24 protein-coding genes are annotated in these 25455 nt (G+C 65.9%); 17 read left to right on the forward strand and 7 right to left on the reverse strand.

Going from position 1 to position 25455, the window contains the following annotated elements:
• Positions 1–71: 71 nt before the first annotated feature.
• The gene (locus BMX93_RS11500; RefSeq protein ID WP_177170221.1) at positions 72–725 is read right to left on the reverse strand and encodes a nucleotidyltransferase family protein; all 654 of its coding nucleotides are present in this window, start codon (positions 723–725) and stop codon (positions 72–74) included.
• Between the two features lie 448 nt (positions 726–1173).
• Between BMX93_RS11500 and BMX93_RS11505 the strand changes: the two genes are divergently transcribed.
• On the forward strand, positions 1174–1755 hold the full coding sequence (locus tag BMX93_RS11505) for a TetR/AcrR family transcriptional regulator (RefSeq protein WP_091971195.1): 582 nt from the start codon (positions 1174–1176) through the stop codon (positions 1753–1755).
• Between the two features lie 234 nt (positions 1756–1989).
• Here the strand turns inward: BMX93_RS11505 and BMX93_RS11510 are convergent, their stop codons facing one another.
• Entirely contained in the window at positions 1990–2769 is a 780-nt protein-coding gene (locus BMX93_RS11510) for a helical backbone metal receptor (RefSeq protein ID WP_091971245.1), read from the reverse strand.
• Positions 2770–2994: 225 nt separating this feature from the next.
• Entirely contained in the window at positions 2995–3687 is a 693-nt protein-coding gene (locus BMX93_RS11515) for a glutamine amidotransferase (RefSeq protein ID WP_091971196.1), read from the reverse strand.
• Positions 3688–4104: 417 nt separating this feature from the next.
• Between BMX93_RS11515 and BMX93_RS11520 the strand changes: the two genes are divergently transcribed.
• The 3 genes from BMX93_RS11520 (at position 4105) to BMX93_RS11530 (ending at position 6813) form a co-directional block, all read left to right on the forward strand.
• Positions 4105–5148: a helix-turn-helix domain-containing protein gene (locus BMX93_RS11520; protein WP_177170222.1), complete on the forward strand. Its 1044-nt coding sequence runs from the start codon at positions 4105–4107 to the stop codon at positions 5146–5148.
• 132 nt (positions 5149–5280) lie between these two features.
• Positions 5281–5925 (forward strand): hypothetical protein, encoded by a 645-nt coding sequence (locus BMX93_RS11525; RefSeq protein ID WP_091971201.1) that lies wholly within the window; start codon positions 5281–5283, stop codon positions 5923–5925.
• Between the two features lie 222 nt (positions 5926–6147).
• Positions 6148–6813 (forward strand): arsenate reductase/protein-tyrosine-phosphatase family protein, encoded by a 666-nt coding sequence (locus tag BMX93_RS11530; protein ID WP_091971202.1) that lies wholly within the window; start codon positions 6148–6150, stop codon positions 6811–6813.
• Here the strand turns inward: BMX93_RS11530 and BMX93_RS11535 are convergent.
• A complete protein-coding gene (locus tag BMX93_RS11535; RefSeq protein WP_177170223.1) occupies positions 6778–7974 on the reverse strand; it encodes a hypothetical protein in 1197 nt (398 codons plus the stop codon). The genes BMX93_RS11530 and BMX93_RS11535 overlap by 36 nt on opposite strands.
• Before the next feature lie 34 nt (positions 7975–8008).
• On the opposite strand from BMX93_RS11535, the gene lepB reads away from it, so the two are divergent.
• The 3 genes from lepB to BMX93_RS11550 all read left to right on the forward strand — a co-directional run bounded on the left by lepB (position 8009) and on the right by BMX93_RS11550 (position 12298).
• Positions 8009–8737, forward strand: a complete 729-nt coding sequence (gene lepB / locus BMX93_RS11540; RefSeq protein ID WP_177170224.1) for a signal peptidase I — start codon at positions 8009–8011, stop codon at positions 8735–8737.
• A gap of 105 nt (positions 8738–8842) precedes the next feature.
• Positions 8843–10393 carry a tyrosine-protein kinase domain-containing protein gene (locus BMX93_RS11545; protein WP_091971209.1) on the forward strand — a complete coding sequence of 517 codons (1551 nt, stop codon included), beginning with the start codon at positions 8843–8845 and terminating at the stop codon, positions 10391–10393.
• Positions 10394–10744: 351 nt separating this feature from the next.
• Positions 10745–12298 (forward strand): amino acid permease, encoded by a 1554-nt coding sequence (locus tag BMX93_RS11550; protein ID WP_091971212.1) that lies wholly within the window; start codon positions 10745–10747, stop codon positions 12296–12298.
• 120 nt (positions 12299–12418) lie between these two features.
• Here the strand turns inward: BMX93_RS11550 and eutC are convergent, their stop codons facing one another.
• Both eutC and BMX93_RS11560 read right to left on the reverse strand, forming a co-directional pair.
• Positions 12419–13219 carry an ethanolamine ammonia-lyase subunit EutC gene (gene eutC / locus BMX93_RS11555; RefSeq protein WP_091971214.1) on the reverse strand — a complete coding sequence of 267 codons (801 nt, stop codon included), beginning with the start codon at positions 13217–13219 and terminating at the stop codon, positions 12419–12421.
• Complete coding sequence (locus BMX93_RS11560) at positions 13216–14631, reverse strand: ethanolamine ammonia-lyase subunit EutB (protein WP_091971216.1); 1416 nt, start codon at positions 14629–14631, stop codon at positions 13216–13218. Before BMX93_RS11560 ends, eutC begins: the two co-directional genes overlap by 4 nt.
• Positions 14632–14876: 245 nt before the next feature.
• On the opposite strand from BMX93_RS11560, the gene BMX93_RS11565 reads away from it, so the two are divergent.
• The 10 genes from BMX93_RS11565 (at position 14877) to BMX93_RS11610 (ending at position 24927) form a co-directional block, all read left to right on the forward strand.
• A complete protein-coding gene (locus BMX93_RS11565; RefSeq protein WP_143052909.1) occupies positions 14877–16586 on the forward strand; it encodes a hypothetical protein in 1710 nt (569 codons plus the stop codon).
• Positions 16583–18406, forward strand: a complete 1824-nt coding sequence (locus BMX93_RS11570) for a glycosyltransferase (RefSeq protein WP_091971221.1) — start codon at positions 16583–16585, stop codon at positions 18404–18406. Before BMX93_RS11565 ends, BMX93_RS11570 begins: the two co-directional genes overlap by 4 nt.
• Before the next feature lie 215 nt (positions 18407–18621).
• On the forward strand, positions 18622–19782 hold the full coding sequence (gene nicT, locus BMX93_RS11575; RefSeq protein ID WP_091971224.1) for a Nickel transporter NicT: 1161 nt from the start codon (positions 18622–18624) through the stop codon (positions 19780–19782).
• A gap of 167 nt (positions 19783–19949) precedes the next feature.
• Positions 19950–20219: an urease subunit gamma gene (locus BMX93_RS11580; protein WP_281245670.1), complete on the forward strand. Its 270-nt coding sequence runs from the start codon at positions 19950–19952 to the stop codon at positions 20217–20219.
• Positions 20220–20229: 10 nt separating this feature from the next.
• Positions 20230–20556 carry an urease subunit beta gene (locus BMX93_RS11585; RefSeq protein WP_091971229.1) on the forward strand — a complete coding sequence of 109 codons (327 nt, stop codon included), beginning with the start codon at positions 20230–20232 and terminating at the stop codon, positions 20554–20556.
• The gene (gene ureC / locus BMX93_RS11590; RefSeq protein WP_091971231.1) at positions 20553–22265 is read left to right on the forward strand and encodes an urease subunit alpha; all 1713 of its coding nucleotides are present in this window, start codon (positions 20553–20555) and stop codon (positions 22263–22265) included. The genes BMX93_RS11585 and ureC overlap by 4 nt, the downstream gene beginning before the upstream one ends.
• 10 nt (positions 22266–22275) lie before the next feature.
• Positions 22276–22743: an urease accessory protein UreE gene (locus tag BMX93_RS11595; protein WP_091971233.1), complete on the forward strand. Its 468-nt coding sequence runs from the start codon at positions 22276–22278 to the stop codon at positions 22741–22743.
• A gap of 151 nt (positions 22744–22894) precedes the next feature.
• Entirely contained in the window at positions 22895–23494 is a 600-nt protein-coding gene (locus BMX93_RS11600; RefSeq protein ID WP_177170225.1) for an urease accessory protein UreF, read from the forward strand.
• Positions 23495–23521: 27 nt separating this feature from the next.
• Positions 23522–24139 (forward strand): urease accessory protein UreG, encoded by a 618-nt coding sequence (ureG, locus tag BMX93_RS11605; protein WP_091971239.1) that lies wholly within the window; start codon positions 23522–23524, stop codon positions 24137–24139.
• Positions 24136–24927 (forward strand): urease accessory protein UreD, encoded by a 792-nt coding sequence (locus BMX93_RS11610; RefSeq protein ID WP_091971241.1) that lies wholly within the window; start codon positions 24136–24138, stop codon positions 24925–24927. The genes ureG and BMX93_RS11610 overlap by 4 nt, the downstream gene beginning before the upstream one ends.
• A 25-nt stretch (positions 24928–24952) precedes the next feature.
• On the opposite strand, the gene BMX93_RS11615 is transcribed toward BMX93_RS11610, so the two are convergent.
• A complete protein-coding gene (locus BMX93_RS11615) occupies positions 24953–25321 on the reverse strand; it encodes a MarR family transcriptional regulator (protein WP_091971243.1) in 369 nt (122 codons plus the stop codon).
• Positions 25322–25455: the final 134 nt, after the last annotated feature.

Raw genomic sequence — 25455 nt, forward strand, 5'->3', positions numbered from 1 at the left:
CCCTGGGCTTCCGCAACCTCACCAACTACATCGCCAGAAGCCTGCTCGAGACAGGCGGATTCAGACCCCAACTACACCCTCGATTGGGATGAGCCCCTTTCCCGCACCATGGTCACATCGGACGCCGCATAGGCGGAGGAAGGATCTCGCGTGGCATTGATCGCCAACAGCAGAAGATGGTCGGCCACCGAAGGGGCCGCCACCGGGACACCGGCGATGACAATCTCGGTGTGGTGCTCCCACAACCGATCGAAAACCTGCTGGCTGTCTGCGAAGAAGCCGGGCACATAGGAATGCAGATCGAGATCGCACGGCCATTGCGGGTGCACCATCGTCACGGAGTGATAGGCGAGCAGCCTGGGAATCTCCGCGGAGACCGGACGCGCCCTGAACCCCAGCCGCGCAAGCCTGCCGAGAAGCGCATCCATGTCATGCGGGTCAACATAGGCATCCACATCCGAGGGGACGGTATCCGGGCTTCTCAGGCCCGCAGCGGCAGCCGCGAGGCCCTTGAAGAACAGGCAGCGCACACCGGCCTGCTGCGAAATCTCGGCGAGCATTGCGTGCGCCAGCTCGAGCGCAGTGCGCCGATCCGGCACGGCGGTCGACGTCTCTTGAGTATTGACGTCGGCCGAACTCACCACAGACCTCTGCCCGTCGCCGGGGCAGAACTCGGGTACCCCCAGGGAAGGCATTGCCCAATAGGCCTTGGACTGGACAGGCACATTGTGAATACTCCCCATCGGGCCGAACCGGATCTGCGGCACTCGGCTGGATTCTTCCATACTCCACGGGAGCCGCCCAGCTATCGCTGTGAGGACTGCTCCAGACACGCCGTTCGCCAGTCTATGACAGAACTGGGTACATCAACGCCTACGACCACGGCCCTCCGGCTGGCTGCCAGGCATCTGGATCATCGGCATCTGGATCGACCAGCACACTGGATTGTCTGCGCAATTCCCTGGAATATGCACCTGGAGACCAGGAATATTCGGACCCGCGCCGCACTGCTCCACGGGAGAGTGCACCGGGGATAAGTACCGGGGATGCCGTACCGGGGGATTGTGGCAGACATCTACGGCCACGCACCCGCCATTACCATGGGCCGAGGCCACGGCCGACTGCCCCGGCACCTCCTCGTGCCGCCTGGCAGCCTCCTTCTAGCATGGTCGGGTGCCCGAACAACGACGTAGCATCAGGAGCCACCAGGCGATCATCGATGCGGCTGCCGAACTCATCCGCAGCCATGGAGTCCCGGGTACGGCCGTTGCCGAGATCATCGCCCGTTCCGGCACCTCAGCCGGTGCGGTGTATCACCACTTCTCGGGCAAGCAGGCGATTGTCGTGGCCGTGGCACACCAGGTCCTCCAGTGGCCGCTCAGCGCAATGGAGGACTACGCCGACAATCCTGCGCCGCCTGCAGCACTCTTCGGCTATGCGGTGGAGGCCATGCGCTACGAACCGGAGCTGGCCGAGTTGCTCGTGCAGCTTGGCGCCGGAGCGCTCACCGATGACAGCCTGGGATACCAGTTGCAGAGCGAATTCAGCCAGTTGCGTGACCACCTCGACCAGACCTTGCACCGCTGGGCCGAGATCAACTCGATTCCTCGCGAGAGCCTCACCGGCGTCGGCCAGATGCTCGTTGGGCTCACCTTGGGATATGCGACGCAGCGGGCCCTGGTCGAGGACTTCGACACCGATGCATATCTTGCCCTGGGACAAAGGATGCTCACCTCCGCAGTGGGAACCAGCTGACCGGCCCGGTGCGCAGCCCGTGGGCGAGCAAGCTGCCCGATCCCGATTCCGCCTCGCACGCTCGGTGCGTCACCCGACGCGCAAGTCAATCCTCAGTGCGCGTCACCCGACGCGCAGGGCAATCCTCAGTGCGCGTCACCCGACGCGCAGGACAATCCTCAGTGCGCGTCACCCGACGCGCAGGACAATCCTCAGTGCGCGTCACGCAACGCGCAAGGCAATCGTCGGTGCGCGTCACCCGACACGCAGGACAATCTCGGCACGCGCATCGGTGAGCCCGGGCCCGTACCAGGCAAGGGGGCGCTCCGGCATGATGCGGACATTCATGCCCTCGAAGCACTCCGGGCCGTCGCTTGCGGTGAAGTGGTAGGGAGCGTCCATGAGCAGGACGAGGTCGGCATCGCTGGACCGCAGTGCCTCCAGATCGACACGGGGATAGCGGGCGGCGGGCCACTCGGGGACGGGCAGCGGGGCGAGGGCGATCCCGCTTCTGGCCAGGACATCGGCGACATAGGTCCTCGGACCGGCGACCATCCAGGGATCGCGCCAGATGCAGACCACGGCGCGGTGGCGCATCGCGGGGTCTGGTCCACTCCAGTTCTGCTGGGCTGCGCTCAGCCACCCGGGTCGGGGAAGGTCGAGGGCCTTGCCCACGAGCCTGTCGAGACTGGTGAGTGCCTGGCTCACTGTGTCGATCCTCGTCACCCAGACAGGAACCCCCGCATCGCGCAGGTGATCGACGTCGAAGCGGCGGTTCTCCTCCTGGTTGGCAATCACGAGATCCGGATGCAGGGCCTCGATCGCCCGGCAGTCGGGATTCTTGGGGCCCCGCACGCGGGTCAGGCGGTGGCCCGCACGCTCGTCGAGGTCGGCAGGCAGGACGCAGAAATCGGTGCACCCGACGAGCAGGTGCGCAGCGGTGCAGGCGATGGCTTCGGTCAGTGAGGGCACAAGGCTGACCACCCGGCGCACCGGCCGCGCGAGCGTCACAGGCATCCCGAGGTCATCGATCAACGGCACGGCCCCCACGTCACCTCGTCCCTCATCCGAGTCCATTCGACCCTCGCTTCGTGCCTGCTGTACAACCCTTCGTGATATTGGCCCCTCGTGGCCTGGGCGCCGCCCGGATGTCTCGGCGGCACCTGCGTGATCGGAACCATTGTGATACCGGCGCTCCACGGATGTCTCGCCGCCACCCCGGCCCGACACCGGCCGGCGGCCTCTGTGAGGGGCCCGATCTCACCCCCCGAGGCGGTCGAGCCAGCCCTCAAGCACCTGTATCCCCCGGGAAGCCAGGCCGGACCCATACCGGGCGGCGTCCTCCCGCAGCACGCAGGGGTCGACGCCCGCATCGGCGAGCTCACAGGCATGGCCGATGAGCCAGCGCTCCAGCTGCCCGGGGTCGGCCTCCACATGGAACTGCAGGCCGAGAAGAGTGTTCCCGACGGCAAAGGCCTGCTGGCTGCAGACCGGGGTGCCGGCCAGCCGAACGGCGCCGTCCGGGATGTCGAAACGGTCACCGTGCCAGTGCAGTACGGGTTGACCATCCAGCGGCGCGAGTGGCGATTCTCGTCCGGCGGCAGTCAGCTCCAGGGCCGAGTATCCGATCTCCTTCGTGCCGGTCGCCTCGATCGGCGCGCCGAGTGCAGCGGCCATGAGCTGTGCGCCCAGGCAGATGCCCAGTGTCGGGCCTCCGGCCTCGACCCGCTGGCCCAGCACCCTCAGCTCGTCGGTCAGCCACGGATAGCGGGTGGCGTCGTTGACCCCGATGGGGCCACCAAGCACGATGGCCAGGTCCGTATCGCGCAGCACGCGGGGGTCGTCGATGCCGGCCTGCCGGTACTCGATCTGGTAGCCGCGCCGGCGAAGGACGGGCTCGAACAGCCCCAGGTCCTCGAACGCAAGGTGGCGAATAGCCACAAGTGTTGGCATGGGCCCATGCAAGCACGGTTCCTCGAAGCGGGCCACGTCCTTCCATGCGCGATGCGTGCTTTTCCTGCCGCTATCGCCGCGTTTCGCCTCGCGAAGGGCCCGAACTGCGATCTTGAGTCAGTTTTGTGTCGCCTCCTGCACGTATCCCCCACACTCGTGTCGGCTTCGCCGGAACGTACGGGAGGCAGGATGCCCGGTAGTCGATTAACATCACCCCCAGCGGCACGTGGTATTGGTGAGCATGACCCCGGTGGGGCATGGCCTCGGTGAGCACGGCCTCGGGAATGCATGGCCTCGGCCCTCCTGAGGGCTCGCCATCCCTCTACCGGAAGTTCCGCCGGCTTACCGTATCCCGATCGCCGTCCGACGATGCCGGCCAGGACGGCCCACAGTGGTGGTGCCGAAAGGAGCAATCCCGTGGTCGACGTCGTCGCGCACATGTTCGCCTGCCGTGGTGTCCGTGTGTCGCAGCACACCATGCTGTTCCAGGGCACCAGTGGTCTTCGGGCATTGAGCGCGTCGGTCCCCGTGACGGCACCAGCCCCCGCCGAGGCCATGCTGACCATGACGCGACACCGGTTCCGTGACTCGGCGCTCACCCTCGTCCAGAATCTCGGCAGCCCGGTGACGATCCACATCCGCCGCGCCGCAGATCCTCCCGCTGTCGTTCCCGCCAGGGCGCAGGACACGAACGACAGCGATACGGTTCACTGCATCCTGTCGGGAGACACGGGTGCGGATGGCAGCTATGACCCGGCAACCATGGCTGTGACATGGTTCTTCGACGCCGCCAGCGAGTTCGACTGGACGGTGAGCGAGGGGCAGGCGTCGTTGGTGATGAGCGTGCCCGTCGAGGCCATTGCCGACTATCCGGACGACCGCGCGACGAGTTTGCCCATCTACCAGCCGCGCTGCACCATCGCCCCCGCGATCGCAGGCTTCGGACTCGCGCTGGTCAACGATGCGGGGACCTCTGCTGCGGTGCGGACTCCGGTTGCCGACTACGCCATCGACCGGTTCCTGCAGGAGATGGCGGGGATCGTCCTCGTGGAGAACCGTGGTGTGACCAGCGTGCAGCGCGGCCCCCGACGCGAGCTGTATTTCCAGGCAACCGCGCTCATCACGGAGCTCTACTCCGACCCCGAGCTCGGGCCAGCTGAGCTGGCCTCCGCCCTCAATGTCAGCATCCGCACTGTCCAGCAGGCATTCCAGGAGGCCGGATCGAGCGCTTCGGCGGAAATCAGGGCCCAACGGGCCCGCGCAGCGCGGCATCTGCTCACCGAGCCGAAATACGATGTGCTGTCCATCAGCCAGATTGCCAGGCATTGCGGTTACCGCAGCGAGAGCGCCCTGCGGGAAGGCCTCAAGAGCCGTTATGGCGTCACCCCTCGCGAATTGCGCAGCGGCCGAGGTGGCGCCGGCGCGCAGGTTTCCCCGGAGCCGCGCGCACAATCCATGTGAATCCGATGAGAATCGCTCACCTCCCACACAGACTGACCTCACCCGGGCCGAGCACTGAGCGTCCGGTGCACGACGCGCAAGGTGTCGTGCCAGTCCACTCGGGCCACGGGCCTGAGCACGAAGGAGCACATAGTGAGCACGAACGAGAACGAGACGCTTCACGAAGCAGGTGAGAAGTCGTACGGCGTGAACCGCCGCACGATCATCCGGGGCGCCGCATGGAGCGTCCCCGTCGTCGCAGCGATGTCGATTGCTCCTCTGGCGGCAGCCAGCGGAATCTCCGATGCGACGGTCCTCGCCGGGGGCGGTTCGGCCATCAACTTCACCGATCCCACCGGCACCCAGGTGATCGTGAACGGTACCTTGACCGGCCAGATCAACATCGTGAATGTCACGGGCACCTGGGAGACCGGAGAGCTGACGGGCAGCTACCGGATCTCCGGAGCAGTCGCGCAGTCCTCGGTCCACATCACCTGGCCCGACGGCAGCGAGGCGAACCTGGGGACCACCTACACGGATGCCTATGGCCGGGTTTGGACCGTGATCCGGCGCGATCCCACCCGGGTCGACCTCCAAGGGCCTTCGGTCAAGTTCGACCATCCCTCGTCAAGCTACCAGTCGATTCCTCTCCCCGAGCTCAAGCTCGTTGGAAACTACACCGGTGGCCCTGAGCCGACTGCCGACAACCCAGTCGTCGTCTCCGTGTACGTGACCGTGCCCAGCAAGGGCGCAAATGGAACCGCGAACTCGTCGTCGACGTTCCCCTCGGAGGAATGATCTGGGCGCCCCTCACAGGTCGGGTTGGCTTCCTTCCGGATTCCGGGAGGAAGCCAACCCGCTCCAGGGCAGATCCTCGGCGCGTCAGCAACCGACATCCTGCACGTGCCGCAATCGGGCCTGATTCCCGCATCGTCACGGCAAGCCGGCTTCGACCCATGATCGCTCATCAGCCACGACGCTTCCTACAATGATCGCCATGACAGGTGAGAGGAGAAGCGGGTGAGCCGCTTCGCCGGACAGGCCGACAGGCTCTTGGGGTCTTTCGCGCCGGAGCATGCCACGCCGCCGGCACATTCCGCGTCCTTCCGCATCGCCTTCATCTGCACCGGCAATATCTGCCGATCCGCGTATGCGCAACAGACGTTTTCTGCGCTGATCTCCTCCTCGCGGTTCTCGGGCCAGATCGAGGCCTTCTCCGCAGGCACCCACGCCCTGGCCGGCCAGCCGATCGACCCGCACCCAGGGGCGATCTTCACGCGCGAATTCGGGCAGCTGCCGACCCACCGTGCCCAGCAGCTCACGACCGAGCTCGTAGCGCAGGCCGAACTCCTCCTCGTGATGGAAGCCCAGCAGCGTCAGATCGTGCTGCGCCGGTATCCCCAGGCGCTCCCGCGGACCTTCCTGCTCACCGAGTATGTCGGCATCTGCCGCGAACTGGCGGGCGCCATCTCAGCTCCTGGCCCGGCTGGAGCAGCCTTGCCTGCGCGCCTCGGTGAGCTGACCGCTCGCGCGGCGCGACATCGCTCCCTCGGTGCCGAGGCGCCCGATATCGCCGACCCCTATCGCCACGACACGGCATTCCATGAGAAGGTGGCGGGGCAGATCCGCAGTCAGCTGGATCTCCTCATGTCAATCCTCGACTCCATTGCCCAGGACCCCAGCTGAGTCCCCGCGTCCATCTGCGAACACAATGCCCTGACGCTCCAGCACCTCGATCGCCTCGTCGACCGCGGCTCCTACATCGGCATCGGACGGCGGTGGGGGCATCCGCTCAAGGACGGCGCTTCGCAGTGACTCGTAGGGCAGCGGCGAGCCCAGCGCGTCCCAGATGGCCACGCCCAGGCCCTCAAGATGGCTGAGCCGCGTGCCGTCGCTGAGGACCACCAGCCCGCCCCCCGCCCAGATGGCGTCCGCCACCCCCGGTGAGCGCCGGAACACGGTGGCGGCGTCCGCCCGAGCACGAGCACTCGCCGGGTCCTCGCCCAGACCTGCCCTCAGGTCTCCCGATGCCGCTGGTTCCCACTCGCGGGCGACCGGTGTGGGATCGTGCATCAAGGAGCCGAGGACCTCCCCGAGATCGGCGGCCTCGCCGTAGACCACCCGCACGGCCCCGCCCAGCCCGGCGATGAGTTCGCTCAGCGCCTGCAAGGGCCGGTCCCGCCCGCCCAGCAGCGAGATCTGCGGTGCGAGCTCGAACAAGGCCTCCCGCAGCCCGATGCGCTCCAGCCGCGGCTCGCGGATGCCCGGCTGGCGTGCGAGCAGGCCGAGCCGCACCAGCCGAAGATCCCCACTCGGCCTCATCAGGCCCAGTTCGTCGGGACCCACCTGATGCTTGGGCTCCCCCGGCTGGCGGATCACCGAGAGCGGCTTGGGATAGGGCTCGACGCGCAGCGATCCAGGCTGTACGGCGAGGGTTTCGTCGGTGACATAGCCGAACTGCCGGCCCCAGGTGCTGGCCACCGTCGTCTTGCCGGTGTGGGAGGGTGCGGCCAAGCCGATCGTTCGTCCCTCGCCATCGGCTAGCCCTACCGCGTGGAAAAGCCACATGGAGCTGCGGCGGATCTCGATGGCCCACAGTGTCAGCCAGGTGGCCACCTGCTGTTCGAGCAGCGCCGCATTGTCGGCGACGATGCGGCGCCGCGCCCGAGCTTCGCCGCTCGGCGCGCTGTCGGACTGCCCCAGCGAAACCGCGACCTCGAAGGAGGCCTGGGCACCATCGGGCGCAGCGCAACGCGACCAGGCGCGGCGAATACGTGCCCGTACCTGCGGGGGAACACTGGGCGCGAATTGCAGGTCGATGGTGACACCGATGATGCAGACAAGCATGCCGATCAGAGTAACGGCAGATAGGGTGTCGGGCATGGCAATGACCGAAGTAGCCGCACGGAATGGGCGGCGACGCTCCCGGTTGAGGCGAATCAGCGGTCACCCGCTGTTCCATTTGGTCGTCGCCATTCTCGTCATCGCCGTGGTCCAGGCATTTTTTGTGAAGGTCTTCACCGTGCCAAGCCCCTCGATGGAGAACACCCTCCACGAGGGCGATCGCATTCTGGTCAACCGGCTCGCCTACTCGGCCAGCCACGAGGCGGCCGACGGCGATGTCGTGGTCTTCCGCGCCGACGAGAGTTGGGGTCACGTTCCCGAGCAGGCAGTGACGCTCCGAACGGTCGTCAAGACCCTCGCTGGAGCCCTGGGCTATGGATCGGGCACGGAGCACTACCTGGTCAAGCGGGTCATCGGCACGCCCGGGCAGACCGTGAGCTGCTGCACGGCCATGGGCCAGCTGGAGCGTGACGGCGCTGCCGTGCAGGAGGACTACATCTACCGTGACTTCCCCTTCGTGCCCGGCACCCTCGATTGCTCCACCCAGCCCCGGTCGGCGCGCTGCTTCGGGCCCGTCACGGTCCCCCAGGGCCGTATCTTGGTGATGGGTGATCATCGCAGTGACTCCAGTGACTCGGTGCTCGGGTGCCGGATGCCGGGTGCGACGAGCGAGTGCGTGAGATGGGTTCGAGAGGACGAGGTGGTCGGAAAGGCGTTCGCGATCTTCTGGCCACTGGGCCGGATCGGCGGGATCGATGGCCCATGAGCCCTCGACATCCAGGTGGCCGGCCGCGGCCATGAGCACCGAATTTCATGGTAGCCTGCACCGAGTTCGGCGCTGGCGCAATCGATATTCTGGAGAGTAGTCCCCGTGACCCTTGACACATTTCTCAAGATCGTTCGGCGCTATTGGCTGATTCTGGTGACCGGCCTGATTCTCGGCGTACTCGTTGCGCTGGGCCTTTCTCTCGTCCAGCCGAAGGTGTACAGCGCGAATTCGAGCGGGTTCGTCACGACGGCTTCCGGCTCCAGCCAGGGCAGCAATGGGGTGGGAACGGCACTGGCGGGTGACTCCTATGCGAAATCGCGCGTGAAGTCCTATGCCGACCTCGGCACCAAGCGAGTCGTCGCCGAGCAGGTCATCAAGGACCTTGGGCTCACGACGACGCCCGAGGATCTCGTCCAGAAGATCACCGTCACGGTCCCCACGGACACCGTGACGATCAAGGTCACCGCCAAAGCCTCCACCCCGCGCGAGGCGAGTGATCTGGCCAACGAGTGGATCATCGCGATGGCCGCCGAGATCAAGCAGCTTGAGGGCGGCAATACGGGCACTGCCGCCGCAACTCTCACCCCCCTCGAGTCCGCCGCGCTGCCCACCCACCCCAGTTCGCCGAACACCCGGCTCTATCTCGCCCTGGGTGCCGTTGTCGGTCTCGCACTCGGATTGGGAGTGGCGCTGGTGCGCAAGCAGTACGACCGGCGCATCCGGTCGACCTCCGATGTCACGGCCCTCACCGACGTGCCGGTCGTCGGCATGCTGCCGGCCGAGCAGGAACTGGAGAACGCCGAATCCAGGCTCATCCCCTCCGATTACGAGGGTGCCCATGACACCCGCAGGTCGTCCTCCACGCGCCAGTTCGACGAGGCGATGCGCGAGCTGCGCACCAACCTGGAGTTCCTCGACGTCGACAATCCGCCCCGAGCCATCGTGGTGACCAGCGCAGTGCCCGGCGACGGCAAGTCGACGGTGGCCGCCAATCTGGCAGTGACCATCGCGGAAACCGGACGCAAGGTGGTGCTCATCGATGGCGACCTGCGCAGGCCCACGATGGCCAGGTCCTTCGGTATCCCCGGAGAGGTGGGCCTCACGGATCTGCTGGCCGGGCGTCTCGATCTGGAGGCCGTGCTCCAGCGTTGGCACGACGACTCCACGCTCTTCCTGCTGCCGGCCGGCAGCATCCCGCCGAATCCCAGCGAGTTGCTCGGATCGGCCTCCCTGCGCGAGCTCATCAGCGAACTGACCAAGCAGTCGGCAACAGTCATCATCGACTCCCCGCCGCTTCTGCCGGTCACCGATGCGGCTGTTCTCACTGCGCGCAATGACGGAGCGCTCGTCGTGATCTCTGCCGGACGCACCGCCATCGACGAACTCGGCGGCGCTCTCGACGCGCTCGACAAGGTGAAGGGCAAGCCACTGGGCATCGTGCTCAATCGGGTACCCACGACCGGTGCCGACAAGTACGGCTACAAGTACTATCGCGGCAACTATTACTACTACGACAGCGTGGACGAGAACGGACAGCAGGTGAAGCACCGCCGCAAGCCCAAGGAACACGAGCCCACCGCGACAGCTCCTGCCCCGAGTGCCGGGCCCAACTCAGCTCCCGCAAGGCCGCGCAGGGCTGCATCCTCCTCATAGGAGTGTGCCCGCGGTGGCCGTCCGGCGCGTGAGCGGGGCGATGGCACCTTGATGCGCGCTCGTGCGTTCTTTTTCTGCCCCCAGCTGCCACATTCCGGCCGCTACGGGCCCGAAATCACGAACGCGGGGCAGTTTCGTGTCGGTCCGGCTGGCTCGACAGCCCCAACGCTCGCGCCATGTTCCGATGATGCGACGCCAGGTTAATTCCTCGTAACCGCCCCGAGACAGGCAGCGTCGCGAGGCGGCAGCCCTCTAGCGTCCCGTTGTCGGCGCCGGGGAGCGGCGCCGGACGGCGTTGGGCACGGCACCGACCCTGGCCACGTCGACACCCCCACTCGGAAAGCAGGGCCGATGAGCATCACCACGAGGACCGAGCCGGAACCCGCCGAAGGCGGTGACCTCGCTGTCGGCGGTATCACCTATCAACGTGCTGAAGAGGGCTACTTCGACAAGCGGCAGCTCCAGCGCACAGCGGGCATCTGGGGGTTGTGGGGCATCGGCGTCGCAGCGGTCATCTCCGGGGATTTCTCGGGCTGGAACGGCGGCATTGCCGCTGCCGGCTGGGGCGGCTTCCTCATCGCCACGGCGGTCGTCGTGGCCATGTACATCACGATGGTGGGCTCGATCAGCGAGATGGCTGCAGCCATGCCCCATACCGGAGGCGCCTATTCCTTCGCCCGTGCGGCCATGGGGCCTTGGGGCGGTTTCGTCACCGGCCTGGCGGAGACCATCGAATATGTGATGACGGCTGCTGTCGTCATCTTCTACTCCGCCCAATATGCCGACGCCATCGTCAAGCAGCTCACCGGCTTCAGCCTCGACGACCACGGCGCGGTCTGGGTCTGGTGGGTCGTGCTGTTCGCCGCATTCGTGGCCCTCAACGCGTCGGGGGCAGAGAGCTCCTTCCGTTTCGCACTCATTGTCTCCTTCATCTCCGTGGCGATCCTCGTGGTCTTCGCAGCCATGGCCCTGTTCTCGGGCAAGACCGACTTCCACAGCCTGTTCGATATCGCCCCCACGGCCGGGCACTCCGCCTTCTTGCCCTTCGGTCCGGGCGCCATCCTGTTCGCGATGCCCTTCGCCATGTGGCTCTTCCTGGGGATCGAGGAGCTCCCGCTGGCCGCCGAGGAGGCGCACAATCCCGAACGGGACATCCCTCGCGCCGGGCGTCTCGGTCTGGCGACGCTCATCGTCACCGGTGCCATCGTCGTCATCCTCAATCCGGCCGTGCTCGGCGCCAGCGCGATTTCGGGCTCGGGCGAGCCGCTGCTCGACGGCTTCCGGGCGATTATTCCGGGCAATGTCGCAGCGATCCTGTCGGCCTTCGCGCTGGTGGGCCTGCTCGCCTCTGTCCAGGGCATCATGTTCGCCTACGCGCGCAATATGTACTCCCTGTCGCGGGCCGGCTACTACCCCAAGGTCCTGTCGCTGACCGGTCGGCGCAAGACCCCTGCGGTGGCCCTCGTTGTGGGCGCCGTGATCGGCTTCGTCTCGTTGTTCGTGGTGCAGTACGGGGGCTCGGCAGCCGGTTCCGTGGTGCTCAATATCGCAGTCTGGGGCGCAGTGCTGTCGTACCTGTCACAGATGATCTCCTTCGTCATCCTCCGCAGGAGATTCCCCGCGGCAAGACGCCCGCATGTCAGCTCCTTCGGTGTTCCCGGCGCGGTCTTTGCCGGGCTGATGGCCCTGGCGATCTTCATCGGCGTGCTGGCCAATCCGGCCTACCGCCCGGCAGTCGTGACGATCGTCACTCTCTACGCAGTGGGCCTGGCGGTCTTCGCACTGTTCGGCCGCAAGCGTCTGGTGCTGTCCCCCGAAGAGGAGTATGCGCTCAGTGGAGGGCTCACGAGTGATGCGTCTGCCCACGAGCCAGGCGGAGCTGAGCTGACCCAGCGGTCCCGCTGACGCCCGAGCGGCCAGCCTCCCGTTGAGGGGCTGGCCGCTGGCCACTGTGCGCGGTAGCAAGGCAGCCGCGACCCGGCTGGACGACGCGCCAGCGGCTCGGGACCCAGCGATTCAGCGCGCTCAGCTGGTGAGCGAAGGATCCGGACCGGAGTCCTTCAGGTCGACACCGCTGTGGCCCAACGCCCTCGCCCCGGCAACCAAGCGCGCAGCGGTCGCGGCCGCAGCTCGGTAGCCCAGCCCTTGCGGAGGGTGGATGTTCGAGATGCAGTTTCGCCGGGCGTCACTGAGACCGGGCTTCGGGCAGTGGGTGAGGTACATTCCCAGGCTGTCAGCCACCGACAACCCCGGACGCTCGCCGATGAGCACGATCACCGTCTCCAGGCCCATCCGCTGCCCGATCCAGTCGCCCACGGCCACTCGCGCCTGGGTGACAACCACTGGTGGCGCGATGGTGTAGTCGCTGCCCAGGTCTGCCACCAAGCACCGCACGAGGTTGGCAGCGTGTTCCCGGATGGCTTTCGAGGAGAGCCCGTCGGCGATGACGAAGCCCAGCTGCCAGCCGGTGGCGGGCAGCACCTCCAGCTCAGCGGGGACGCGGCCGAGATCGGGCCTGCGCAGGTACTCGCCGCGATTGCGCGCCCTGCTCGTGAGCACGATGGGATCACCGATCCCGCACGCCGCGAGCTGCGCCACCAGCTCGCCGGTGTCAAGCCCCACGTGAACGGCATCCCGGGCAGCGGCGAGCGAGCTGTTCAGCTCGAGCACGGCACGGCTTGGCAGTGCCACGCCGACGCTCCCCAGACCGATGCGGGCCTGATTGTCCCGGCGCAGCACGGCCCACGGGTCAGCTCTCACCGGCTCGGGGGCACCGGCACTCTCGTGGGCAGTCGCGGCGCGCGGATCCGCCGTGGGCTCGTTCATCGTGCGCCCGTCCCGACGAGCTCGCGCAGGGACGAGCTGGCGAGGTCCAGTCCGTGCACCCTGCCGGCAGCATCCGCGATGCCCTGGCCGATGAGCCATTGCTCGAACTCCGGAGCGCAACGCAGGCCAAGCACATTGCGCATGACATTGGCGTCGTGGTAGGAGAGGCTCTGGTAGCCGAGCATCACGTCATCGCCGCCGGGTGCAGTAATGACATAGTTGACGCCCGCTGCCGCCAGCAGGGTGAGCAGGGTGTCCATGTCGTCGAAGTCGGCCTGGGCGTGGTTGGTGAAACAGACGTCAACGCCCATCGGCACACCGAGCAGCTTGCCGCAGAAGTGGTCCTCCAGCCCCGCCCGAATGATCTGCTTGCCGTCGTAGAGATACTCGGGGCCGATGAAGCCGACGACGGTGTTGAGCAGCAAGGGCTCGAAGTGCCGAGCCAGGCCATAGGACCGTGCCTCCAGCGTCTGCTCGTCCACCGGGTGCCCGTCGGTCCCGAGGTGGGCTCCGGCACTGAGCGAGGAACCCTGACCGGTCTCGAAGTACATGACATTGTCCCCGACGGTTCCCCGGTGCAGGGACCGGCCGGCCGCCCAGCCTTCCTCGAGCATGGCGATGTCCACGCCGAAGGACTTGTTCGTGCCCTCGGTGCCCCCGATGGATTGGAAGACGAGGTCGACGGGCACGCCGGCCTCGATGAGCCCGATAGTCGTGCTGACATGGGTGAGCACGCACGATTGCATGGGGATCTCATAGCTGCGACGGATCTCGTCCATCATGACGCTGAGATCGGCGCAGGCCTGCGGGGAATCCCCCGCCGGATTGATGCCCACGACGGCGTCGCCGGCGCCGAGCAGCAGGCCGTCGAGGATCTCCGCCGCGATACCGCGCAGATCGTCGGTCGGGTGATTGGGCTGCAGCCGTGTCGCCAGCCGCCCCGAGAGACCCATCGTGGTCCGGAAACCGGCCTGCACCCGGCAGGCCTTCGCCACGGCGATGAGGTCCTGGTTGCGCATGATCTTGCTCACTGCCGCCACCATCTCGGGAAGCAGCCCGGGGGCAATCGAGCCGAGCAGCGCCGACCCCTCCCGACGGGCAGCGGCCTCGAGCAGCCAGTCGCGGAATCCACCGACTGTCAGCCCGCTCAGCGCGGAGAAGGCGGTACGGTCCTGCTCATCCACGATGAGCCGGGTGACCTCGTCGGTCTCGTAGGGCACCACCATCTCGGTGAGGAAGCAGTCCAGGCTGACATCGGCCAGCGCCCACTGGGCCGCAGCACGTTCCTGCTCGGAGCGGGCGGCGCATCCTGCCAGCTCATCGCCCGAGCGCCTCGGGGTTGCCTTCGCCATGAGCTCGACCAGAGATCCGAACTCATAGCTGTGGCCGTCCAGGGTCTGTCGTCTGATCATGCCGCTCCCCCGCTGTCGGCGACCGCGTCCCTGCTGCACGCGTGCCTGCGTGATCCTTGTTGTACCCGGGGATTGTTAGGGCCAGGTCAAGGGGGTGTTTCGGCCGCGTTTCCCTGCAGCGGCCTCCTGGTGAGCCCGGCCACTGCCCCCTGTCCCCAGCATTGTGCCAGGATGCTCGATGTGATCCCACAAGCACATTCGCCGGCCTGCGAGCCCAGCCTGCGCCATCCGATCCGGCCGGTTCGGTGACCGCCCTCGTCGGTGAGCGCACACCTACCCTCCCCAGCTCCCCCAGCGTCAGGCGCCTGACCGGGCCGGAGCGCGTCTGGCGAAGCCTCGACGAGCCGATCACGGGACGCCGCGTTCCGGGAAGTGTTCCGGTGGGCATGGCGGCAGGCGTCATCTCGCTTGTCGTGTCCTTGTTCATCGCGCGAACCGGATTCAATCTTGCCTACAGCGACGCCCAGTCGCATCTGACCATCGCCCGCAGGCTGCTGGACACCAAGAGCAATCCGGGCCTCGCCCAACTGGGAACGGTATGGCTGCCGGTACCCCACCTGCTCCTGGCGCCGTTGGCGATGTCCCTGTGGTTGTGGCACACGGGCCTCGCGGCGGCCCTGCTGGGAGCCGGTTGCATGGCGGTCACCGCCGCAGGCCTGTACCGGGCTGCGGCACGGTGGGGTGCCCGCAGGATCGGGCGGTTGGCCGTGGTGGGGGTCATCGTCGCCAATCCGACGCTGCTCTACCTGTCATCGACCGCGCTCACGGAACCAGTCCTCATCGCCTCCATGGCGGCCTGCCTCGCCGGGCTGGCCAATGTCGCCACCCGTCGCCGGCTGTCCAGCCCCGGAGAGATTGCCGTCTTCTGCGGCATCCCGGCCGCTCTGGCCGTCCTGTGCCGCTATGAGGGATGGGCCCTCCTGCTCACCGGAGCCGCATTCGTCGTGCTCGTCAGCGCCCGCCGGGCAGCTGGCAGGGCCCGCTCCCTCGTGTGGCGGAGCGTGTTCACGCACACGCTCGGATTCGCCGTGCCGCCGCTGCTGGCCATGGGCTGGTGGATCGGCTTCAACTGGGTGGTCTTCCACCGTCCGCTGGCCTTCCTCAACGGGGAGTACTCCGCCAACGCCCAGCAGGCCGGGATCGTGGCGGCGGGTGCCAGTACCCGATCGAGCCTGCGGGCCACCCTGGCTGCGCTCGATGCAGCAGTGTCGTCGAGCGTGGGGCCGGCCAGCCTCGCCCTGGCCGCGATCGGATTGATCGTCGTCTGCCTGTCGGCCAGGCGACGGCGTCAGCTCCCCTTCCTGGTGACGGCCGCCACGAGCTATCTGTTCCTGGTCCTCGCGCTCTATACCGGTCAGGCCATCATCTGGAACAAGGCCATCGGCTCCAGCTACATCTGGAACAACCGGTTCGGGATGGCGAGCATTCTGCCGGTCGCGCTGCTCGCCGCGCCGGCCAGCGAGGCCCTGCCGGCGTTGGCCCGCCGATGGGCACCCGCAGCCCGCCGGTCCCAGCTTGCTGCCGTGCTGTCCGCGGCACTCGTGGCTGCCACGATTGGCCTCCAGTGTGCCTGGTTCCTGCAGCGGCCGCTCGAGAGATCGCTGGTGCTCACCGAGGCACAGGAGTCCTGGGTGTCGAATGCGCCGTCCCGGGAGGCGGCCACCTGGCTGCGCAAGCACTACTCCGGTGGCGGAATCCTCATGGACGAGACCATCAGCGCCAACGCGCAATTGCCGCAGATCGGGATCCCCTTGCGCGAGTTCTATCTGAAGGCGGACGGTTCGCAGTTCGACGAGGCAGTGAGGAATCCGATGGCCCACGCGCAATGGATCTGGCTCAGCTCCGACAGGGCCGATGCCCTTGAGCCGGTGATGTCCGAGCCAGCAGTCCGCTCCCATTACCGAATCGCTGCCAGCAATGGCGACGTCACCATTTTCGTGAGAACAGACTCATGAGCGCGACGCGCGCTGCCATCGGCGCTTCACCGGACCCGCACGCCCTGCCCACCGGGGACGCCGACCCCGAGCTGCTGCGCCAATTCGGGTATGGCGCGAGCCCGCCCGATCCGGATCTCGGCTGGCTCCCCTGGCGGCGGAACGGGGACATCTTGTGGATCGGCACCGTTGCGGAGCCGACGCCCGCGCTGCGCGCCGAGATCTGTGGCTCACTGGACCTGCGTGGCGACGAGGGCCCGCGCGTTCAGTTCCTCAGGGTCAGTGCCGCCCAGATCGTGGCGGCCCAGAACCACCTTCGCGAAGCGCTTCGGCTGGAAGCCTCCGAGCGATTCGCCAGGGAGCACCCGAGCTTCTCTGCCAAAGGTGGACTGGCGCGCTGGCAGGGTCTCTTGCCGATTGCTCTGCTCATTCTCGCGATTGCCGGAATGCTGGGGTCGTGGCGGGCCGCTGTCATCGTGCTGTTCACGATAGGAAATGTGGCGTTCCTGGCCAATGTCGGCTTCAAGTTCGTCGCCACGCTGGGGGGACCCCGGCAGCAGATGAAGCAACGAGGCCAGCAGCCCGCGTGGGACGAGCGCGCTGTGCCCGAGCCCGCGGCACCGCCCGGACCCCGGCGGGCGGTCTGGGAGGCCAATCCGATCTACTCGGTGCTCGTGCCTGTGTACCAGGAGGCATCGGTGGTGGCGAACATTATGCGCAACTTCGAGAAGCTCGACTATCCGCACGACAGGCTCGACGTACTCATTCTTCTGGAGGAGGACGACGCCGAGACCATCGCCGCAGCGCGGGCAGCTCACCCACCCTCGTGGATACGGCTGGTGGTGGTGCCCGCCGGCCAGCCCCGCACCAAACCACGTGCCTGCAATTACGGGCTGCTGCTGGCCAAAGGCAGCTATGTCGTGATCTTCGATGCGGAGGATCGCCCCGAAGCACTTCAGCTCAAGGCGGCGCTGGCCGTCTTCCGCCGTGACGATGCGCTCCGCCGAACCGGCCGCGGGACTCGTCCGCTGGCCTGCGTCCAAGCGGCACTGAGCTACTACAACTCGGACTACAACGTTTTGACCAGGATGTTCTCCATCGAGTACGCCCACTGGTTCGATGCCATGCTGCCTGGCCTCGATGCCACGGGCACTCCGATTCCGCTGGGCGGCACGTCCAACCACTTTCTGCGCAGCGCGCTGATCGACGTAGGCGGCTGGGATCCCTACAACGTGACGGAAGACGCCGATCTGGGACTGCGCCTGTCCGCGTCGGGCTACCGGGTGGATGTGATCCACTCGACCACCTGGGAGGAGGCCACCCCCGATCTGGGACCCTGGATCCGCCAGCGGACCCGTTGGATCAAGGGATATCTGGTCACCGGCGCCGTCAATCTTCGCCACCCGATCCGCTGGATGCGTCGTAATGGCGCACGGGCCTCGCTGACCATGTTCGGGCTCATCCTCGGCACCCCGGTCACCTTCCTGCTGTACCCGGTGACACTGGGTTTCACCGTGGCGAGTTGGCTGCTCGGACCGGTCGTGCAGATCTGGATACCCCACGGTCTGCTCCTGCTGGGTTATTTCAATATGGTGGTGATGAACCTGGCCATCATCATCAGCTCGATGGCAGCGACCTGGCGCCGCTACAGCTGGCGCATTGCACTGTTCGCCGTGTTCCTGCCGTTCTATTGGTTGCTGCACTCCGTGGCGGCCTGGCGAGCCCTGGCGCAGTTGGCCCATGACCCTTCGCGCTGGGAGAAGACGCCGCACGGAATCACGGAGGAGTACACCGACTCGATGATCGACGTCCCAGGCCTGCCCCATTCGGCACGAGACTGAGACGACGAAGAGGCCGCTGCCATGGCCGCAGTCGCAGGCTGGAACCATCGGCCCGGTGGGCAGGTGCCGGGCCGCCGACCAAGCCGTCCCTCCCAGCCACGTGGAGACGATTCAATCGCTTCGCCGCATGTTAACCTCGGCCCTGCCGAATCCCCGAGATCCCGGCTCCAGCATGCGGCAGTTCACCACGCACATCACAGGAGCACAGGCACGGCATGAACACCACAGTTCCAGCCTCGACGTCCGCCGACCGCCCTCCACCCCCGGGCCTTCGCGAACGAGCCGGGCGGCTATGCACTGCCGATCGGCGCAGCCTCGCGGGGATAGCGGGGGCCGTCGTCATGCTGCATGTCGTGGGATTCGGTGTGCTCTTCGGCCTGGTCGCGCCGAAGCACTACATACTGGGCGGGGACACACCGGTGTTCACCCTCGGGGTGGGGGTACTGGCATACACCTTCGGGCTGCGTCACGCCTTCGACGCCGACCACATCGCGGCGATCGACAACACCACCCGCAAGCTCCTAGCCGACCGTTCGGCACGTCATCGCGGGAGCCGGCCCCTGTCTGTCGGATTCTGGTTCTCGTTGGGGCATTCGACCATCGTTTTCGCGATGGCATTGCTGCTGACGCTGGGTGTCCATTCGCTGGCTGGCCAGCTGGAGGACGACAGCTCGCGACTCCACCAGATCGCCGGAATCGTCGGGGCATCGGTTTCAGGCCTGTTCCTGTGGATCATCGGTCTGCTGAATCTGGCAGCTCTGGTGAGGGTCGTCCGGGTCTTCCGCATGATGCGCGCTGGAGACTACGACGAACATCAGCTCGATGAGGCCCTCGACGCGCGCGGCTTCATGAACCGCCTCCTCAAAGGGCTCACTGCGTCGGTGCGCAAACCCTGGCAGCTCTATCCGATCGGTATGCTCTTCGGGCTCGGCTTCGACACGGCAACAGAGGTGGGACTTCTGGTGCTCGCCGGCGGGGCTGCCGCGTTCCGCTTGCCCTTCTACGCGGTGCTCGTGCTTCCACTCCTGTTCGCAGCTGGCATGTGTCTGATGGATGCCTTGGATGGCATTCTCATGAACGGTGCCTACGGCTGGGCTTTCCTCAAGCCGGTGCGCAAGGTCTACTACAACCTGATCGTGACGACGATCTCGGTAGTGGTCGCGCTGGTGATCGGCACGATCGAGTTGATCGGTGTACTGGCCGGTCAGGCTCACATCGTCTCGGGCCCCATCGCGAGGATCGCCGCCATCCCCCTTGACCGGGTCGGCTACGTCATTGTCATTGCATTCCTGCTGGCCTGGCTCCTAGCACTCATCATCTGGCGGGCGGGACACATCGAGGAACGCTGGTCGGTCGGCTCTCACGTCGTTCACTGATCGCCGGTCCCGGGCCGGTCGCACGAAGCCGCTTCCTGTCGTGCTCCATCTCATGACAAGGCACTGTGCATGCTGGGTTTCTTCACCGAATACACTTACTTCCAATTGATAACAATGCGGACGGAGGCGTTCCGATGCAGCTCTCACCACGCGAACAGGAGAAGCTCATGATCGTGGTCGCAGGGGATCTGGCGCACCGCCGCCGCGCGCGAGGCCTGAAGCTCAACTATCCCGAAGCCACCGCCTATGTCAGCGCAGAACTCCTTGAGGCCGCACGCGACGGGCGCTCCGTTGCTGAATTGATGGAGTTCGGCTCCACGCTTCTGACCAGGCAGGATGTCATGGAAGGGGTGCCGGAGATGCTGCACACCATACAAGTCGAGGCCACCTTCACCGACGGCACGAAGCTCGTGACCGTGCACGACCCAATCCGGTGAGGACCCTGCAATGATCCCCGGGGAGTACCTGCTGGCCGATGAGCCGATCGAGATCAATGCCGGCCGGCCCACCATTGAGCTGAGCGTCCTCAACACTGGCGACCGCCCCATCCAGGTCGGATCGCATTATCACTTCGCCGAAGTGAACCCTGCACTGAAGTTCGACCGCGCCGCCGCCCGCGGTTTCCGTCTGGACATCCCAGCCGGAACAGCAACACGCTTTGAGCCGGGCGACGAGCAGACCGTTCGACTCGTCGCCATCGGTGGCACACGTCGCGTGTTCGGCCTTGCCGGACGCGTCGACGGCCCACTCGATGTCGGGAGGGACACCAGATGAGTCAGCAGTTGAGCAGACAGACCTACGCCGCCCTGTATGGCCCTACCGCCAAAGACAGCATCCGGCTAGCGGACACGCAGCTGTGGGCATGTATCGAACGGGATTACTCGGTGCCGGGCGACGAGGTGGTGTTCGGCGGTGGCAAGGTGATTCGCGACGGCATGGGCCAGAACGGCCGGATGACCCGCGAGCAGGGTGTGCCGGACACCGTTATCACCAACGCAGTCATCATCGATGCCACCGGGATCTACAAGGCAGATGTGGCGCTGCGCGATGCTCGGATCATGGCCATCGGCAAATCAGGCAACCCCGATATCATGGGCGAAGTCGACATCCCGCTCGGTGCCTCAACAGAGGTGATCGCGGGCGAGAACAAGATTCTCACAGCCGGTGGCATCGACGCGCACGTGCATTTCATCAGCGTCGACCAGGTGTGGACGGAGCTCGCATCGGGTGTGACAACCATGATCGGCGGAGGTACCGGACCCGCCGATGGGACGAATGCCACGACAGTGACCCCCGGCTCCTGGCACCTGGCACGAATGCTGCAAGCCACTCAGTCGTTGCCCATGAACGTGGGATTTCTGGGCAAGGGGCACGCCTCACGTCTCGAACCACTCTCCGAACAGTTGCGGACCGGCGCCATGGGGCTCAAGATCCACGAGGACTGGGGCGCGACCCATACCGTGATCGACACGGCGCTTCGCGCCGCCGAGGAATTCGACGTGCAGGTGGCAATCCACACCGACACTCTCAACGAGTGCGGTTTCGTCGAAGACACCATTGAGGCCATCGCAGGCCGCACCATCCACACCTACCACACCGAAGGCGCTGGCGGCGGGCATGCACCGGACATCATCCGAATGGCGGGGCTGGCGAATGTCCTTCCCAGCTCCACCACGCCGACCCTGCCGTACACTCCCGACACGATCGACGAGCACCTGGACATGCTCATGGTCTGTCATCACCTCAACCCCGCAGTGCCCGAAGACGTTGCGTTCGCCGACTCTCGGATCCGCGCCGAGACCATCGCGGCAGAGGACGTGCTGCATGACATGGGGGTTTTCTCGATGGTCTCATCCGATTCGCAGGCCATGGGTCGCGCCGGGGAGGTGATCATCCGTACCTGGCAGGTCGCCGACGCGATGAAACAACGCCGTGGTCCATTGCCGGGCGATTCCGCTCACAATGACAATGAGCGAATCAAGCGCTTCGTGGCCAAATACACAATCAACCCAGCCATTGCCATGGGCGTCGCAGACGAAGTGGGTTCCATCGAGGTGGGGAAATGGGCCGACCTCGTGCTATGGGAACCTGCCTTCTTCGGCGTCAAGCCCTTCATGGTCCTCAAAGGGGGCCAGATAGCCGACGCAGCCATGGGCGACCCGAACGGGTCGATCCCCACTCCCCAGCCCGTGGTGATGCGCCCACAGTTCGGTGCATTCGGCAGCGCCCCGTCTGCCAATTCGATCAGCTTCGTGTCCACTGCCTCACTGGATGCGGGACTCCCGGAAAGGATCGGGCTCCACCGCACCGTCGCCGCGGCCCACAAGGTGCGCGCCCTGACCAAGGCAGACATGGTGCACAACGGCGCCACTCCGCACATCGAAGTCGATCCACAGACCTATGAGGTCCGCGTCGACGGCGAGCGCGTCACGTGCGAACCCTCGGACCACCTCGCGCTTGCACAACGATATTTCCTGTTTTGAGGAGTCATAGGTGCTCATCGAAAAGCTAGCTGGCAGAATCGACGAACTCGGCGCCGACGAACTGGATCACATGCACATCGAGTTCGTCCGGCTGCAGGAGGAGGACCTGCGCAAGCCCGTGCAGCGCGTAACCAGCGACCATGGTCACGAATACGGATTGCGCCTGCCCCGCGGAACCGTGCTCCTCAATGGCGACATCCTCCACCGCGACACGCATGGAATCGTCGTGATCCAGGTGGCTTCGACTCGTGTCATCGTGATCGCCCCGGTGAGCATGGCACAGATGGGGAGGGTCGCCCACGCGTTGGGGAACCGACACATGCCCGCACAGTTCACCACCGGGACCGATGGCACCGCGCAGATGATAGTTCCGGACGACCACACGACAGTCGCATATCTTCAGCACGAGTCGGTGCCGTTCGCCCAGGAGGAGCGGGTCTTGGACGAGCCATTCCATCATGCCGAACACACCCACTGACGTACGCCCACGACCCGTGCGGACGATCCCGCCGCGCGGTGGTGAAATCTCGCGGACGGAAGTCGGCATCGCGCTCGCGCCATGGAGACTGCCTCTTGCCCAGCTGCTCGACTCCGCAACTCCCACCGGAACCTTTTCCCACAGCTTTGGTATGGAAACAGCTCTCGCCGACGGTTCGATTCACGATGCTGCGAGCTGCGCGGCATGGCTGCACTGCTATCTCCAGACGACACTCGTGTACAACGATGCCTTGGCCATGCAGCTGGCCGCGGCCGATCCCCGCGTCGCCCAGTTATGCGCGCTTTCGAGAGAGTTGAGCGTATGCCTCATGGCCCCCGAGGCGAGGCAGGCCAATAGCGCGATCGGGCGGCGCCTCCTACAGATCACCGCCGAGAACTTCCCTGGACCGCTCGTCGACAGCCTTGCTCGGGAAGCCGCCAGCGGCCGTTGGCTGGCGCATCCCGCCCTCGTCATGGCGGCAGTCGGCCATGACTTGGCTGCCCCCTGGCAGGAGGTGTGCGCGCTCTACCTGCACTCCTGTCTGACAAGCCTTGTCCAGAACGCCGTGAGAGCCGTCCCGCTGGGACAGGTGGCTGGGCAGGAAGTGCTCACCCAACTTGGCGCACCAATCATCGATGCAGTGGCTCGCGCGACCCGAGCCGATCCGGCCGATTTGGGGACCAGTGGGCCACTGCTCGACGTACTCCAGTGCGAGCACGAGACGCAGACGGGACGCATGTTCATCTCGTGACGGTTTCCTAGCGAAAGGGGACAACATATGTCCGGACAAGCTATTCGGATTGGCATCGGGGGTCCTGTCGGGGCCGGGAAGACACAGCTAGTGGAGCGACTCACCCGTGCCCTGAGCGGCGAGTTCTCCATGGCGGCAGTGACCAATGACATCTACACCATCGAGGACGCCCGGATCCTCACTGCCACCAGTGTCCTGCCTCCCGACCGCATCATCGGTGTCGAGACCGGGGGCTGCCCGCATACCGCCATCCGGGAGGACACCTCGATGAACGAGGAGGCCATCGCGCGCCTCGTCGAGGACCACCCTGACCTGGAGATCATCTTCGTGGAATCCGGCGGAGACAATCTCTCCGCCACCTTCAGCCCCGAACTCGTCGACGCCTCGATCTATGTGATCGATGTCGCACAGGGCGAGAAGATCCCGCGCAAGGCCGGACAAGGCATGATCAAGTCGGACTTCTTGGTGATCAACAAGATCGACCTCGCTCCCATGGTGGGTGCGGACTTGAATGTGATGCGTTCGGATTCTGAGAGATTTCGAGGAGACAAGCCCTTCTGCTTCACCAATCTCAAGACCGACGAGGGCCTCGATCACGTGCTCGGCTGGCTGCGACACGACGTCATGATGGTCGACCTGCGGTGACGTGGACAGGGATCGTCCGCCTCGATCTCGCCCGTCACCGGGAGCGAACAGTGGCCGAGCGGCAGTTCTGCACGGGCGCGCTCAAAGTGATGCGTCCCACAGTCCGCCCCGACTCGGCCCTTCCCCACTGGACGCTCATGAATGTCGGCGGAGGCTATGTCGGTGGCGACCGATATGCCATTGATCTGCGCCTTGGTCCGGGCAGCCACGCGGTTCTCGATGGGCAGGCAGCAACCAAGATCTTCCGCAGCGAGGGCACGCACGCCCTCCAGCGCACTGAGATCCGGATGGGATCTGGATCCCACCTGGTGCTGAGACCGCAGGCTCTCATCGCCTATCGCGGAGCCCGCTATGTCCAGGAGACGACTGTGACGATGGCATCCGACTCCCGATTGGTGAGTCGGGAGATTGTCACCGCGGGCTGGTCTCCCGACGGCCAGCACTTTGCCTTCGATTCCGTGCGGCTGCGGCTGAGGGCCAACCTGACCAGCGGCAATCCGCTCCTCATCGACAACCTTCTGCTCGAGCCACGGATGCTCGACCCCCGATCACCGCTGGTGCTGGGAGATCACACGCATCTCGGCACTCTGGTTGTCATCAGCGCAGGGCGAATACCGCAGGTGGCCGCCGTGCGTGAGATCTGCGCCGCTGCGAGTGAGCCGGATCTCCGCTTCGGAGTGGGCGGAATTGCGGGGAGAACCTTGGTTGTCCGCTGTCTGGGAAACTCGACACAGTCGGTGGAGCGCGGGCTGCATGCTGTCGAGAGCTTCTGCCACAGTGCGGACTAGCGGCTGTCCGACCGTTGCCGACAGATCAGACCATGGCGTCGAGCTGCTCGTCGATGCGGGAGATCGCTGCGCGGCCGATCTTTGAGATGTGGATCACCGTCGAGCGGCGGTCCCTCACGTCGATCTCGCGATAGACCATGCTTCGAGCAGCCAAGGTGTCGATGTGCCTGGTCAACGTGGGGGGCGTCGCCCCCGTGGACTTGGCGAGTTCGGACATCGACAGACCTCGAGGACTGGCGCCCTGCAGCGCCGACAAGGCCAAGAAGGCTTCCAGGGACAGGCCCCCACGACGAATGGCCGGAGAAATCCTCGCGACAAGCTCACGGGTCTCACGGATGCGCTGCAGCGCGTCGACGGATGTCTGCCGTGTTGCCTCCACCATGTCAGCGCACATCGCTTCCCCTTCTGTGCCATCCGGCTGGGTCAGTTAATTGGGCTCTTCCCAGATGAGGGTGTAGGCGACGCAGCAGCCGTGGTGGGAGGGCGCGGCGCGTCGGTGCCCGGATAGTGGCCGAGGCCTTCCGAGGA

This window comes from Propionibacterium cyclohexanicum, from assembly GCF_900111365.1.
Lineage (GTDB): Bacteria > Actinomycetota > Actinomycetes > Propionibacteriales > Propionibacteriaceae > Propionibacterium > Propionibacterium cyclohexanicum.